The following is a 13,811-nucleotide window of genomic DNA, read 5'->3' on the forward strand; positions in this document are numbered from 1 at the left end:
CACTTGCTATGGCACGCCTTCTGATCTTCGGCCCTGGATATACAGCATCGCATATCGCGGGCGCCTTGCAAGCCCGTGAATTCGTCGTCGAAACGATCGGCCGTGCGACGATCGCGGACGAACGCCGGGTCGCCGACGCGATCGCTTGGGCGACCCATATATTGTCCTCGGTTCCGCCCGAGGCGGATGCCGATCCGGTGCTGGCACGCTACGGCCCGCAGCTGGCGGCCTGCCATGCCGATTGGATCGGCTATCTCTCCTCGACCGGGGTCTATGGTGATACGGGCGGCGCCTGGGTCGACGAAGGCGCGCCGGTCGGCACCGGCCGCCGCACCGCACGGGCGGCGGCGGACGCGATGTGGCAGGCGCTGCATCCGGCGGTCCGCGTCTTCCGCCTGCCCGGCATATACGGCCCCGGCCGCTCGCCGCTCGATCGGGTGCGGGCCGGGCAGGCACATCGCATCGACCTGCCGGGCCAGGTGTTCAGCCGCGTCCATGTCGACGATATCGCCGGCGGGGTGATCGCCAGCATCGATCGCGGCCCGGCCGGCGTCTTCAACCTTGCCGACGATCGCCCCGCCAGCCAGAACCGCGTGATCGAGGCGGCCTGCGAGCTGCTCGGCATCGCGCCACCGCCGCTGGTGCCCCTGGAGGAAGCCGGCCTGTCGCCCGCCGCCCGCGCCTTCTATGCCGAGAATCGCCGGGTCGCGAACGGCAAGGCGAAGCGGCTGCTCGGCTGGGCACCACGCTATCCCGATTATCGCGCGGGGCTGCGGGCGCTGCTCGGCAAGTGACGCGGCTATAACCCCGCGATCGCCCTGGCCAGCGCCTCGACCTCGGCGGCCGGCTGATCCCAGCTGCACACCAGCCGCGCGACGCCGGGCACCCAGTCGTGGAAGAGGAAGCCCTGCGCCCTCAGCGCGGCCGATTCGGCGGCGGTGACGCGCAGGAAGATCTCGTTCGCCTCGACCGGATGGAGCAGCCTTTCGCCCGCCGCATTGGCGATATGGGCGGCGGCAGCGTTGGCGGCGCGGGCATTGCGCAGCCACAGATCGCCTTCGAGCATCGCCAGGATCTGGGCAGCGGCGAAGCGGCCCTTGGACAGCAGGTGGCCGGCGCGCTTGCGGCGATAGCGGGTGGCGTCGGCCAGCTCCGGCCGGAAGAAGACCAGCGCCTCGGCGAACATGCCGCCATTTTTGACGAAGCCGAAGCTCAGCGCGTCGACCCCGCCCTTCCATGTCAGGTCGGCGGGCGAGCAGCCGAGCGTCGCCACCGCATTGGCGAAGCGCGCCCCGTCCATGTGCAGGCCCCAGCCCCGCGCATTGGCGAGCGCACCAAGGGCGGCAACCTCGTCCGGGGCGTAGACCAGCCCATATTCGGTGGCGTTGGTGATCGACAGCGCCGCCGGCTGGGTCTGGTGGACGTCGGTGCGGATCGTGTCGGCAAAGGCGGCGATGCCGGCGGGGTCGAGCTTGGCGCCCGATCCCTTCGCCAGCATCAGCTTGGCGCCGCCGGTGTAGAATTCGGGCGCGCCGCATTCGTCGACCTGGATATGCGCCTCCTCATGGCAGATCACCGCCTGGTGGCCCTGCACCATCGCCGCCAGCGCCAGCGCATTTGCGGCGGTGCCGCTCGATACCCAGAGCGCCGCGCACGGGGTGTCGAACAGATCGGAGAAGGCCGCGTCGAGCCGCTGGCTCAGCGCATCGCCGTCATAGGCGCCGTCGGGCTGGTTGGCGTCGGCCAGCGCCGCCATCACCTCGGGGCAGACGCGGGCGGCATTGTCGGACAGGAAGCGCATAGCGGCGATAGTGGAGCGGCCGCCCGCCAAGTCAATCAGCCTGCATCGCCCAGCAGCGGGATTCCCGCGCCCTCGCCGCCATCGAGCGGCATCACCACCAGATCGAGGGCGCGGCCGGCCAGGTCAGCGTCGCGGAAGACCGGCTCCAGCCGCCGCTCGATCTCGCCCCGACCCAGCGTGGTGCGGACGTCGAGATACCAGGCCAGCTCCTCCCGCCCGGGCCATTGCGCCAGCCCGAGCCAGGCGCGGGCGATGGCGGGATCGCCCGCCAGCGCTTCCCGCAGGGCGGCGATCAGCGCATCGGGCGGGTCGGACGGAGCGCCGACCAGAAGCTGGACATCCTCGGCCCGGCGGCGCTCGGCGGGCCGGCCCAGCAGCGCCGCGATGTCGGTCGGGGTCCACTGGACGCCATAGCCGAGCCCCGGATTGAGCCAGGCGCCACGATCGGCAGCGATTGCCAGCAGCCGCGCGCCATCGGCGGCGAAATAGCCCAGGCCGTTGCCGATCGTGGCGAACAGCCTGGCCTGCGAGGTGAACAGCGCCGGCAGGCCGTGGCCCTCCGCGCTTCCCACCTGGATCAGCCGGGGCGCGTCGACCGCCAGTGGCAGCGCCATGCCACGCGAGGCCGGCAGATCGGGGCTCGCCGCGAACAGGGTCGATTCGAGCAGCGCGCGGTTGAAGGCGGTACGCCGCTCGGGATCGTGCGCCGCCGCGACCAGCAGTTCCTCAAGCCGGTTCTGCGGTTCGAAGCCCGGGAGCGGGGCGGCGGCCGGGACCGGGGGCCGCGCATCGCCAACCTCGTCCGCCTGAATCGGGGCCGGCGCGTCGTCGGGATCGCGACCGAACAGGCGGGAGAGGAAGCGGATCATTGCGCCTGTTTGGCGGCTGGGCGGGCCTGCTGCAAGGCGGCTGTCACGATCGACATCCGCCGGCACCAGGCCTTCCTAGCCGCCCGGGCGCAGGAAGGCGGGCGGTTTGCTGCCGAAGCTTTCGCGACCGGCGAACAGGGCGTCGAGCCGCCTGCGCAGCGACGCTTCATATTCGACCGCGTCGGCCGAAGGCGGCTTGGACAGCATGATGTCGCCGAGCATCGCGTCCTTGATCCGCTCCATCGCCGCCTCGTCGAGCACCCCAGCACGGCGCAGCTCGATGGCGATCTGGATCATCCCCACCGCGGTCGCATGCGCGCGGATGCCGAGCAGGTCGATCGATTCGCGCAGCTTGCGGGTTTCGGTGGGTTCCATGGCGATCCTCCCTCGACTCTGGCGGGGATGGTAAGGCCACAATCAGCCCGCCGCCACCCGTCCCGATCGCTCCAGCTTGCCCCAGCCGACCCGGGGGCCGCGCAGCGCCTGGGCAAGCGCCTTCAGCACGACATAATACATGATCTGGCGATAGCCGATCCGCTGCGGGATCAGCAGCCACAGCAGCCACCATCTCTCGCGCCGCTCCAGCGCGAAGGCGATGAAGCCGGCGAGCAGGTCGATCGCGGTGAAGACCAGCCAGAAGCCCAGCATCCGGTCGACATCGCCGCTCGACGCCGCCCAGCCATGCGCCTGCACTTCCAGCCAGGTCGCCGCCAGGCTGACGACCAGCGCGAGATCGATGACCGGGGAGATGGCGGCGAGCAGGATCTGGAACAGCACCGCCTGGGGCAGGCCGATCCGGGCAAGCCCGTTCGGGCTGCCCGTCCGCATCACCCGGCGATGCTTCCACAGGCATTGCAATGTGCCATAGGCCCAGCGGAAGCGCTGCTTGGCCAGCGCGGCGACGCTTTCGGGCGCCTCGGTCCAGGCGACGGCATATTGGTCGTAATGGACCTTCCAGCCGGCGCGCTGGATGGCGATGGTCAGATCCTGGTCCTCGGCCAGCGTATCGGGCGGATAGCCGCCGACCTGCCGGATCGCCGCCAGCCGCCACGCGCCGACCGCCCCCGGTACCACCGTGATCGCGTCGAGCCGCGCCAGCGCCCGCCGCTCCAGATTCTGCGCGGTGATATATTCGAGCGCCTGCCAGCGGGTGACGAGGTTGACCCGGTTGCCGACCTTGGCGTTGCCCGCCACCGCGCCCAGCCCATCGTCGGCGAACCAGCGGGCGAGCCGGACGATGGTGGTCGGCTCGAACTGGGTATCGGCGTCCAGCGCGATGACGATTTCGCCGGTCACCAGCTCCAGCGCCCGGTTGAGCGCGCGCGCCTTGCCGCCATTTTCGAGGGTCAGCAGCCGCACCCGAGGCTCGTCGGCGAAGGCGGCGCGGACGATCTCGCTGGTGCGGTCCTTCGACCCGTCGTCGATCACGATCACCTCGATCGCCGCGTCGCGGCTCTCCAGCACGCGGCGAACCGAGCGCTCGATCACCCGCTCCTCGTTGAAAGCGGGGATCAGCACGGTGACGAAACGCGCGGGATCGACCGGCGGAAAGACGGTGCGCGATTCGCGCCGGGCCTGGACCAGCGCCAGCCCCGACAGCAGGATCGCGCGGGCGATGCCCAGGGTGATGGCGACGAGGAAGATCCACTTGATCGCGATCACGCTCCAGCCGAGCGCGCTGAACAGGGCGAGGTCGGTCTCGGCGGCGAGCCGGTCGCCCTTGGAGATGGGCGGGTTGACCGCCGCGCGCGGAAGGCCCGCCAGCTCGGACACCGGCACCAGCCGGTAACCCCGCGCGCGCAGCTCACGAATGATGATCGGCAGCGCCGCGACAGTCTGCGCGCGGTCGCCGCCCGAATCGTGGAGCAGCACGACATTGCCCGAGACGCCCTCGTCGCCATTCTCGACCCCCTCGATGGTGCGGCGGACGATCTCGGCGACGCCGGGGCGCTTCCAGTCGTCGGGGTCGACATGCAGGCCGACCGACAGATAGCCGCGCTTCTGCGCCTCCTCGACCGGTACGATCTCGTCGCTGGTGGTCGGCTCGGCATCGCCGAAATAGGGCGCGCGGAACAGCCGCAGCGATCGGCCGGTATAGGCCTGGAACAGCCGCTGTGTGGCGTTGAGCTCCAGCGCCGTCTCGCGCGGCGACGCCTGGGCGAGATTGGGATGGGTATAGGTATGGCTGCCCACCTCATGCCCCTCGCGGACCAGCCGTTCGAGCAGGGGCCGCTGGGTCAGGGCGTTTTCGCCGACCATGAAGAAGGTGGCGGGGGCCTTCTCGTCCCTGAGGATGTCGAGGATCTTCGGGGTCCAGACCGGATCGGGCCCGTCATCGAAGGTGAGCGCGACGAGGCCGGGGCGATAGCCGGTGCGCTGGATCTGATAGGGGGTGGGGAGCCGGTCGAAGCGGACCCCGGTGATCGCGCCCCGCCGGTCGGTGGTGACGGTGCGGTGGCCCGGCACCGGCACCGCGCCGATCCGCAATATCTCGCCCGATCCCTCGATATCGACATTGGTGCCGGCGGGAATGTCCTCGATCGCGGACGCCGCGGGCAGGCTGCGCTTGTGGCCGAACATCGTCCAGATCGACGGATCCTCGGTCCCGAGCCGCCATAGCGCGACCGCATTGAGGCCGAGCGTCCTCAAGGTGGCGAGCTGGCCGTGCATCGCGGCGGCATCGAGCAGCCAGACGTCGTGGCGAACCCCGCCTTCCAGATAGGCGAAGCTGCTGTTGCCGCTGACGGGATCGAAGCGCGGGCCGACCCCGCTCTCCTGCGCGGCGAGCCAGGCATCCTCGACCGAATGGGCGACGGTATCGCCGCCCTTCTGCCAGTCATAGGCATAGGAGCCGAGCGCCACGACCACCTTGCCGGGCGGCAGGCCGCGCACCGCGCGCGCCACCGAATCGGCGAACCAGGGGCGCGATGCGATCGGCCCCGGATCGCCGGGCTCGCTATGCTCGTCATAGGCCATCAGGAACAGTCTGTCGGCGACCCTGGCATAGGCCTTCAGGTCCCAGTCACCGTCGGCGACGGGCACCGCGATGGCGATCTCCATGCCCGGCAGCCGGCGGCGCGCCTCGGCCAGGAAGGCGCGGTAGGCGGGGTGGGCATCGGCCGGCAGCGCCTCGAAATCGAAGAACACCCCGCTCGCCTGATTGGCGCTCAGCAAGGCGCCGATCCGATCGAGCGCCGCCGCACCCGCCTTCGGGTCCTTCAGCAGGGCGGCGATGCCGGGCCCGTCCCAGCCGCCGTCGAAGGCGTTCTGGATCATCGGCATCAGCTTCGGCCGGCGATGGGCATGGCTGACGATCGCCTTGCCGCGCGGATCGGGGAAGCTCGTCAGCTTGTGGTCGGGGCCGGTGATCGAGAGCCAGCCGGGGATCAGCCAGTCGATATCGTCGACATGCCGCGCCAGCGACGCGGCCGAGGCATCGTCCCACGGCGCGTGAAAGGCGTAGGATGTCGGCGGCAGGCCATGCGCGGGCCGGCCGCTCGACAGCAGATGGCGGAAGTCGCGCCACATATGGCGGACCTTGCGCGCGCTGGTGCCGACCAGCCCGTGATCATGGCCGTGCAGCGGGGCGAACGCCGGCCGCTCGACCTCGAAGGGCAAAGGCGGCTGCGGCGCCACCGCGACGATCGATCCGAAGAAGGCCGCCGCCGACAGCAGCAGCAGCAGCATGAAGGCCGCGACCGCCAGCGCGAAGCGCCGCCTCCGCCGTCCCGATGCGTCGAAGAAGACCGGCCGTCCGTCCATGCCCGAAGTCCGCCAACAATTCTGGAACGCGACCGCAACGCCGGGGTTATGCCCCCGCCGGCCCATGGCGGAAGGAAGCTTTCTATATGCTGACTATATGTTGACCGATATCCTGCAGTGGTATGGCGCGATCGCGGGCGCCATCGCCGCGCTGATCGTCTCGCTCGATCTGGGCCGCCGCTGGACCGGCTTCGGCTTCGTCATCTTCGTCACCTCCTCGATCGCGCTGATCGGCTGGGGCTTCCTCAATCCCGAGGCAAAGGGGATCGGCACGCAGAACATCATCCTGCTCGTGATCAACCTGATCGGGGTGTACCGCTATCTGATCCGCAAGAAGGCGACGTGATAGCGCTGGCAACGGCACCGCCGGGCCGAGCTTTGGATGGTCGCGTATGGCGCCGCGCGCGGGAGCAGCTTCAGCCTGATCCATTATCCGCCGGTGCCCGAAACCTAGCTGTGCCTCCGCGGAGTGGGAAGGTTGATAGGGAGGGTGGGCTATATGCTAGCGCCGCGGGCGACCCATTGGGTGTGTTCACGCGAGAAGGCGAGTTCAGCATCGTTGACGAAGGCGGAAAAGCCTTTTTCGTCTTGCGCATCCTGACTTTTGCCCTGGATGATGCCGATCTCGTGACTGGTCAGCGTGTAGCTGGACACTAGCTCATTATGTTTGCGAATCTGCACCCAACCGAGCATCGACGAAGCCATGACCACAAGAATGCCCACCACAGGGCTCTCGCGCGATTCTCGGAAACCCGCGAGGACCAGCAGCAATATCACCCCGTACGTCGCGACCCCCAGACCGAACCACCACCGGCTCGCCATTTTGCTCCGGCGTGCCTTGGCCGTATACCAGCCGCGCTGTTCGCGGATGCGATGCTCGAGGTAGAAGGACTTGCGCTGATCGAAATCGAGCGCGCGGACCTTGTCCATTGACGCTGTGATCTGGTCGGCCATCCCCGCATCGGGATGAAGCCGCTCGCCCACCGCCCGGTTGTTGACGAGGATGGTATGGAGATAGCTGCTGAACTCCGCTCGGCGGATTGCCACTCGATCAACGTCCCCAAATGGCTCGGCGCGCATACAGTAGCGCCAGGACGAAGTCTTGACCGACTCTGCCAGCGCGCGGGCGCGATACCAATCCTGCTCGGGCTTCTTCAGACTGCGCGTCAGTAACAATACCAGCGAGACCAGGAAGGCGAATACATAGGCGACATAGAGATAGACTGCCGCAGGAGAGCGGGTGCCGTCCAGTGCGGGAGGAACCTCGGCGAGTGTACAGGCAAGGCCGGCGGCAGATAGCAGCAGCAGATACTCGCCCCGGACCAGCCACAGATAGAGCCGTTGCGCATGCCCCGACAACAGATCGGCGGCTACGAAAATCGCGGGATAGTCGAAACTCTCGATCGGCGAGGTGGAGGCGTCAGTCGCCATGGGTATGTCCTTATGCCTGTCATTCCGAGAAAAGGCCGCCTTCGCTTGCCCGGGAGCGTGGAACTTCGACCATATTATGCAGTTCGGCCAGCCAGGCCCTGGTCTTACGTGAAGGCGCGCCTTTGCCGGCCGCCAGCACCGTGCCGAAATCCTTGGGCATGAAATCCTTCTCTGCCCGCATCATGTCACGCATGTCCTGCAAGGAATTAAGCGTGAGCTGGAGATAGGTATATATCTGGTCTCCATAAATATTCTTGCCCTGCAACATGATTACCACCTTCTCGTTGAGAAGATCGTCATCAATCTCGGCCTGCGTGCGGTCGGCCTTAAAGGCACTTGTCCTCCACGTGACCCCGGCAGACGGGGCCGAATCAGATGGCGCTGGGGCCGTCGTTGCGGAAGCGGCGGGTGTGGCCGCACTCTCCGGCGTTATCACGATACGCTCGCGCCGTATGTCGACAGAAACGGGTGCTGGCTCACCCGATCTGGTCAGCAACAGCTTCACCATCGTCCCTGGCGGTCCCTGTATCCGCGCAATGGTTGCCTCCAGCTCGATACCGTAGGTGGGTTCATCGCTGACCTTGACGATACGATCCCCGATCTTGAGGCCCGCACGCATCGCCGGCCCGTCCTTTTCCACCCTCACCACCGTCGGTGTCCCGTTTCGCAGCTCTATGCCCAGGCCAATCCGGCCGCGTTCGGAATTTGTGGGAGCGGCGATCGGCTCAACGGGCGTGGCGAGAGGCACCGGATCCGGCGCCATGGGCGAAGCCTTCTTAGGCCGCTTAGCGACCTGTGCGGCGGCCTCGGGCGTATCCCCTTCTCCGAAGCGATACAGGCGATAGGCCCTGCGCGCACTCATCCCGACATCCACCATGCGCTGCACATGGCTATCAACCTCGGCGCGCATCCGATGTTGCCTCTCAAGGGTTCCCGGATCCAGCGCCCCTCGCGCATAGTCGATATCGTCCAACCCGATGACGCGTCCCTTTTCGACAGTGAGGATTTCGACCGGCGGGTGCTGCATCATCAGCCCTGCTTCCAGGCTGTTTGGCCGTCCGTTCGCATAGGGCGGGCCGACCCAGCCTAGCAGATATTGCGGCGCGCGTGGATCTGGACGGATCAGCTTGGCGAGCGCCGCCCCATACAGGCCGCGCGCTACCTCCTGGTCCAGCGCGGCGCAGACGATGTGCTGCCGCAGGGAGTTCGCTTGGCAGGCCACGCTTTCCATCAGGTGCCGGCCCAGATCGGCCTTACCCTCCTCAATAGCCACCCGCGCCGCGCCCGCCACCAGCACATAATTGGCCGCGACGGGCCGCAAAGCATCTGGAAATCTCTTCGCCTCGGCGCGGTAATGCTCGACAAGCGAAAATACCCGTCGCCTGTCCACCGCGCGTGACATGATCATGTCGGTCGTATCGTCTAGCAGCCCCATTCTCAACGTCGATTGCTCGGTGCCGAAGCCGGCGATCAGCGTGGCGGAAGCGGCATCGATCTTTTCGATCATATCAGAGTAGCGCTGCCGCAGATCGTCCCGCTGCGGATAATCGCTCACCAACGTGCCCATACAGCGATAGCTGCTGACGAGCAGGCGCTGCGCGACATAGGCTTCCGGAAACGAGCGGCTGAGCTGCTCGGCACGCGCGATCCGCTGGTCGCAACCGGCGATCCTCGCGTTGGGATCTGATGTGGGCGGAAGAAATCCGGTGATCTGCGACAGCGCCTCGGCGATGGCACGCGACCCGGGATCACGCGAGATCAGCGTCTCGGCTGTCACAAGCCAGGCTGGATCGAGCAACTGCTTGTCGAAGCCGGAGCGTATCTCGGCGCTCTGCACGAGGAACTTGGCCTCCAGCAGCCTTCGATTGCCCGGCGCGGTCTGCTCTGCGGCGGCAATCTCTTTGTCGAGCTCCTCGTACTCGCGCCTTAGATAGGCCTCTCGCTCAGTCGCCGGCGGCATCTGTCGTCGCGCCGGTACGTCGGATGGCTGGCCAGCCGCCTTGGGCGGCGTGATGGTGCTTGCATCGTGCACCAGATCGATATCGGCAAGCCGGCGGCGGATCGACAGCACCGAAAGCGTCGGGCTCGACGTATAACGTGATTGCAGCCGCTCTATCTCCCGCGCCGCCATTCCAGTCAGGTTGAAGGCATCGTCATATTCGTTGTTCATCGCGTAGCTCGCCGCGGCTGCCAGCTCGCATTCGATCTTCCAGGCGCCAGTGTCGAAATCATCGCCTGTGGCCAGAAGCACCGCGTCACGTGCATCGTCTCGCTGCTCGCGTACGTCGAGCGGTGAGCCATCGAGCAACGTCTGGCCGCGGAAAGTCAGGCAACGGGCTTCGGCGGTCTGGCGCGCCGCGGCGCTCATCGTCGACAGCTGCGCGCGCGCGCGCTGGCCATCGCCATAAGAGATAAGTAAGGCGGTGTGCCGCATAACGATCCGGTCGCGCAACGCCGCGATCATCGGGTCGGCTGCAAGATCCTGCGACGAGAGAGCCAGCATCAGACGGCTATAATCAGTATTGGCTTGCTCGATCGACACCCAGTCCGCCTGCAGGCCGGCAAGCCCGTCCAGCGCCCTGCCGTAACTTGCCACGGCGCTGGCGTCGCGACCGGGCTCGCCCAGTAGGCGAGTATAGACCGGCATTAGATCGCCCAGCACGTCGCGCTGCATCGCCGCCAGCGCCGGATTTTCGCGATAGCGGTCGTCGGCCAGCCGGGTAGCGGTTCTATTAAGCGCGTCGAGCGCGGCTTCACGGGCGCGCACCGCCGCCGCTTGCTCGCGGCGCGCCTCTTCGGCGCTCTTCAGCGCGCGGGCCTCGCTTTGGCGGGCGGCGTCCGCGCTGTGTTGGGCGCGGCCGGCATTATCCTGGGCAAGCCGCTCGGCGGTGACCGATCGCCTGAGCAGCTTGACCGCCTTGTCGCGTTCGCCAGCGGCGATCTGCTCGTTGCGGGCCGCGACTTTCTCGTTCAGCGCCGCTCTGTTGGCATTACGCTGCGCCAGCCGCGCTTGGGAAAAGGCAACGACGGCAAGCACGCCTAGAATGACGGCGACGGTGCTAGCGATACCCGCCAGCAGGGCCAGCCGTTGACTCGATCGGCGACGTTCGCGCTGATAGAGCCGATCGAAATCGGTGCCGAGGATGCCCGAGACCAGCTTGAGAAACGCCATGCTGCGATCGAGCGTGGTGAAATCGACCGCAAGTGGCTCCTCGCCCATGAGCGATCCCGAATTCTCGGACAGCGAAACCGGCAGCAACAGTGAGTCATCGGTGCCACGCTCCACGATCACTGCGAAGATCGGCCGGTCGGGATGGAACTCCCGGAACTGTCGTATCTCCCGATCAACCCATCGAGATGCCACAGCGGCAGGAGAGCAAAGAACGAGCAGCGAAGAGGACTGCCGGAGCGCTCCCTCGATCCTTTCCCCCAGATGATGGGCAGCACCCAGTTCCTCGTCATCGCGAAACACCCGGCCGATCGATGCCGAGATAGGCCCGAACAGTCCGTCGCTACCGACCAGCGAGCGCGGCGTGCGAAAGGTCTCCAGCCGCCGGCTCAACCAGCGCGCCCAGCGCGAATCATCGTGCGAGTAGCTCACGAAGACCCCGAACCTCTCACCTGTCACATCGGTCATGGTTCTGCCCCCTAGGCTGGCTTCGCTGCTATGCAGCGAAGCCAGCCTAGGGGGCAGAACCGTTCATCACAACGGCCGGGTTGATACGGACAGAAAAAGCCCGCCGGATCGCTCCGGACGGGCTCCTTTCGCACGATGCGGACGGGTCAGGTCACATCGCGTGGGCCAGCGCCGCGAGCAGCAGCAGCGCGACGATATTGGTGATCTTGATCATCGGGTTCACGGCGGGGCCGGCAGTGTCCTTGTAGGGATCGCCGACGGTGTCGCCGGTCACGGCCGCCTTATGGGCTTCCGATCCCTTGCCGCCATGATTGCCGTCCTCGATATATTTCTTCGCATTGTCCCATGCGCCGCCGCCCGAGGTCATCGAGATGGCGACGAACAGGCCCGACACGATCACGCCCAGCAGCAGCGCGCCGAGCGCGGCGAAGCCGTTGGCCTGCCCTGCCACTGCCGCGATGACGAAATAGACGACGATCGGCGCCAGCACCGGCAGCAGCGAGGGGACGATCATCTCCTTGATCGCCGCCTTGGTGACGAGGTCCACGGTGCGGGCATAGTTGGGACGGCTGGTGCCTTCCATGATGCCCGGATTCTCGCGGAACTGCGCACGCACCTCCTCGACCACCGAGCCCGCCGCGCGGCCGACTGCGGTCATGCCGAACGCCCCGAAGATATAGGGCAGCAGCGCGCCGAGCAGCAGGCCGACGATGACGTACGGATTGCTCAGCGAGAAATCGACCGCGAGGTCCGGGAAGTAGATGCCCAGATCGGTGGTATAGGCGCCGAACAGGACCAGCGCGGCGAGGCCGGCCGATCCGATGGCATAGCCCTTGGTCACCGCCTTGGTGGTGTTGCCCACGGCATCGAGCGCGTCGGTCTTGACGCGGACGCTGTCGTCGAGGCCCGCCATCTCGGCGATGCCGCCGGCATTGTCCGTCACCGGACCATAGGCATCGAGCGCGACGACCATGCCGGCCAGCGCCAGCATCGCGGTGGCCGCGAAGGCGATGCCGATCAGCCCGGCGAGCTGATAGGACACGATGATGCCGATGCAGATCACGATCGTCGGCAGCGCGGTCGATTCCAGGCTGATCGCCAGACCCTGGATGACGTTGGTGCCATGGCCGGTCTCTGACGACTTGGCGATCGAGCGGACCGGGCGATAGTTGGTGCCGGTATAATATTCGGTGATCCAGACGAGCAGGCCGGTGACGGCCAGGCCGACAAGGGCCGAATAGAAGAGGTGCATCGCCGGGAAGCTCGTCGCCCCGACCGCGATCGGCGCGGTGAGATCGCCGAGCACCTGCTGCGTGGCCAGATAGATCGCCGGGATCGACAGGATCGCCGTGGTCCAGAAGCCCTTGTACAGCGCGCCCATGATCGACTGGTTGGAACCCAGGCGGACCATATAGGTGCCGATGATCGAGGTGACTATGCAGACGCCGCCGATCAGCAGCGGCAGCGACATCAGCTTGCCGATCCAGGCTGCGTCGCCCACGACGAGCAGGGCGGTCAGCACCATGGTGGCGCCGACGGTGACGACATAGGTCTCGAACAGGTCGGCGGCCATGCCCGCGCAGTCGCCGACATTGTCGCCGACATTGTCGGCGATCGTCGCCGGGTTGCGGGGATCGTCCTCGGGAATGCCGGCCTCGACCTTGCCCACCAGATCGGCGCCGACATCGGCGGCCTTGGTGAAGATGCCGCCGCCGAGACGCGCGAAGATCGAGATCAGCGAGGCGCCGAAGGCCAGCGCGACCAGCGCGTCGATCACGAGCCGGTCATTGGGCGCGTGGCCGCGCGGACCGGTCAGATACCAGTAGAAGACCGCGATCGCGAGCAGCGCCAGGCCGGCGACGAGAACGCCGGTCACGGCACCCGCGCGGAAGGCGACGGTCAGGCCGCTCTGCAGGCTGGTGCGCGCGGCCTCCGCGGTCCGGACATTGGCGCGAACCGAGATGTTCATGCCGACATAGCCCGCGACGCCCGACAGCAACGCGCCGATGATGAAGCCCACCGCCGAGGTGAGGCCGAGGAAATAGAAGACCAGCGCGGCGACGATCACGCCGACGATCGCGATGGTGCGATATTGCCGGCCGAGATAGGCGCTGGCGCCTTCCTGGATCGCGGCGGCGATGTCCTGCATCTTCTCGTTGCCGGCCGACGCGGCCAGAACCTGACGGCTGGTAAACAGGCCGTATAATATCGCGAGCAGGCCGCAGCCTATCGCTACCTGTGTGATGAGCATCCTAACTCCCTTCGCTTCCCGGAGCGATCCGTGCGGACCTGGCCCCGGAGATGAGGCCGT

Annotated in this window: 9 protein-coding genes and 1 pseudogene; 2 read left to right on the plus strand and 8 right to left on the minus strand. The window is 67.1% G+C overall.

Features of this window, described 5'->3' with window-relative positions:
• The first annotated feature begins 8 nt into the window (after positions 1 to 8).
• Positions 9 to 794 carry a Rossmann-fold NAD(P)-binding domain-containing protein gene (locus CMV14_RS01545; protein WP_066959919.1) on the plus strand — a complete coding sequence of 262 codons (786 nt, stop codon included), beginning with the start codon at positions 9 to 11 and terminating at the stop codon, positions 792 to 794.
• Between the two features lie 5 nt (positions 795 to 799).
• Here the strand turns inward: CMV14_RS01545 and CMV14_RS01550 are convergent, their stop codons facing one another.
• The 4 genes from CMV14_RS01550 to CMV14_RS01565 all read right to left on the minus strand — a co-directional run bounded on the left by CMV14_RS01550 (position 800) and on the right by CMV14_RS01565 (position 6,432).
• The gene (locus CMV14_RS01550) at positions 800 to 1,801 is read right to left on the minus strand and encodes a threonine aldolase family protein (RefSeq protein ID WP_066959922.1); all 1,002 of its coding nucleotides are present in this window, start codon (positions 1,799 to 1,801) and stop codon (positions 800 to 802) included.
• A gap of 35 nt (positions 1,802 to 1,836) precedes the next feature.
• Entirely contained in the window at positions 1,837 to 2,670 is an 834-nt protein-coding gene (locus CMV14_RS01555; RefSeq protein WP_066959925.1) for an enhanced serine sensitivity protein SseB C-terminal domain-containing protein, read from the minus strand.
• A gap of 75 nt (positions 2,671 to 2,745) precedes the next feature.
• Positions 2,746 to 3,045, minus strand: coding sequence for a hypothetical protein (locus CMV14_RS01560; protein ID WP_066959928.1), 300 nt, complete (start codon positions 3,043 to 3,045; stop codon positions 2,746 to 2,748).
• Positions 3,046 to 3,087: 42 nt separating this feature from the next.
• Positions 3,088 to 6,432: a glycosyltransferase gene (locus CMV14_RS01565; protein ID WP_066959931.1), complete on the minus strand. Its 3,345-nt coding sequence runs from the start codon at positions 6,430 to 6,432 to the stop codon at positions 3,088 to 3,090.
• A gap of 97 nt (positions 6,433 to 6,529) precedes the next feature.
• On the opposite strand from CMV14_RS01565, the gene CMV14_RS01570 reads away from it, so the two are divergent.
• A complete protein-coding gene (locus tag CMV14_RS01570) occupies positions 6,530 to 6,778 on the plus strand; it encodes a hypothetical protein (RefSeq protein WP_066960399.1) in 249 nt (82 codons plus the stop codon).
• A gap of 149 nt (positions 6,779 to 6,927) precedes the next feature.
• Here CMV14_RS01570 and CMV14_RS01575 read toward each other — a convergent pair whose 3' ends face one another.
• The 4 genes and pseudogenes from CMV14_RS01575 to CMV14_RS01585 all read right to left on the minus strand — a co-directional run bounded on the left by CMV14_RS01575 (position 6,928) and on the right by CMV14_RS01585 (position 13,751).
• Positions 6,928 to 7,863 carry a DUF4231 domain-containing protein gene (locus tag CMV14_RS01575; protein WP_083215693.1) on the minus strand — a complete coding sequence of 312 codons (936 nt, stop codon included), beginning with the start codon at positions 7,861 to 7,863 and terminating at the stop codon, positions 6,928 to 6,930.
• A gap of 19 nt (positions 7,864 to 7,882) precedes the next feature.
• Positions 7,883 to 11,035 carry a PDZ domain-containing protein gene (locus CMV14_RS01580; RefSeq protein ID WP_331251132.1) on the minus strand — a complete coding sequence of 1,051 codons (3,153 nt, stop codon included), beginning with the start codon at positions 11,033 to 11,035 and terminating at the stop codon, positions 7,883 to 7,885.
• A gap of 162 nt (positions 11,036 to 11,197) precedes the next feature.
• Positions 11,198 to 11,500, minus strand: a pseudogene (locus tag CMV14_RS27525) (TIR domain-containing protein); the annotation flags it as partial.
• A 151-nt stretch (positions 11,501 to 11,651) separates the two neighbouring features.
• The gene (locus CMV14_RS01585; RefSeq protein WP_066959937.1) at positions 11,652 to 13,751 is read right to left on the minus strand and encodes a sodium-translocating pyrophosphatase; all 2,100 of its coding nucleotides are present in this window, start codon (positions 13,749 to 13,751) and stop codon (positions 11,652 to 11,654) included.
• Positions 13,752 to 13,811 lie beyond the last annotated feature (60 nt).

This window comes from Rhizorhabdus dicambivorans (assembly GCF_002355275.1).
Classification (GTDB): domain Bacteria; phylum Pseudomonadota; class Alphaproteobacteria; order Sphingomonadales; family Sphingomonadaceae; genus Rhizorhabdus; species Rhizorhabdus dicambivorans.

Bases quoted from the DNA above. Each gene is read 5' to 3' on its own strand.
- CMV14_RS01585 (WP_066959937.1), bottom strand. From the start codon at position 13,751: ATGCTCATCACACAGGTAGCGATAGGCTGCGGCCTGCTCGCGATATTA.
- CMV14_RS01565 (WP_066959931.1), bottom strand. From the start codon at position 6,432: ATGGACGGACGGCCGGTCTTCTTCGACGCATCGGGACGGCGGAGGCGG.
- CMV14_RS01545 (WP_066959919.1), top strand. From the start codon at position 9: ATGGCACGCCTTCTGATCTTCGGCCCTGGATATACAGCATCGCATATC.
- CMV14_RS01555 (WP_066959925.1), bottom strand. From the start codon at position 2,670: ATGATCCGCTTCCTCTCCCGCCTGTTCGGTCGCGATCCCGACGACGCG.
- CMV14_RS01575 (WP_083215693.1), bottom strand. From the start codon at position 7,863: ATGGCGACTGACGCCTCCACCTCGCCGATCGAGAGTTTCGACTATCCC.
- CMV14_RS01580 (WP_331251132.1), bottom strand. From the start codon at position 11,035: ATGGCGTTTCTCAAGCTGGTCTCGGGCATCCTCGGCACCGATTTCGAT.
- CMV14_RS01560 (WP_066959928.1), bottom strand. From the start codon at position 3,045: ATGGAACCCACCGAAACCCGCAAGCTGCGCGAATCGATCGACCTGCTC.
- CMV14_RS01570 (WP_066960399.1), top strand. From the start codon at position 6,530: ATGTTGACCGATATCCTGCAGTGGTATGGCGCGATCGCGGGCGCCATC.
- CMV14_RS01550 (WP_066959922.1), bottom strand. From the start codon at position 1,801: ATGCGCTTCCTGTCCGACAATGCCGCCCGCGTCTGCCCCGAGGTGATG.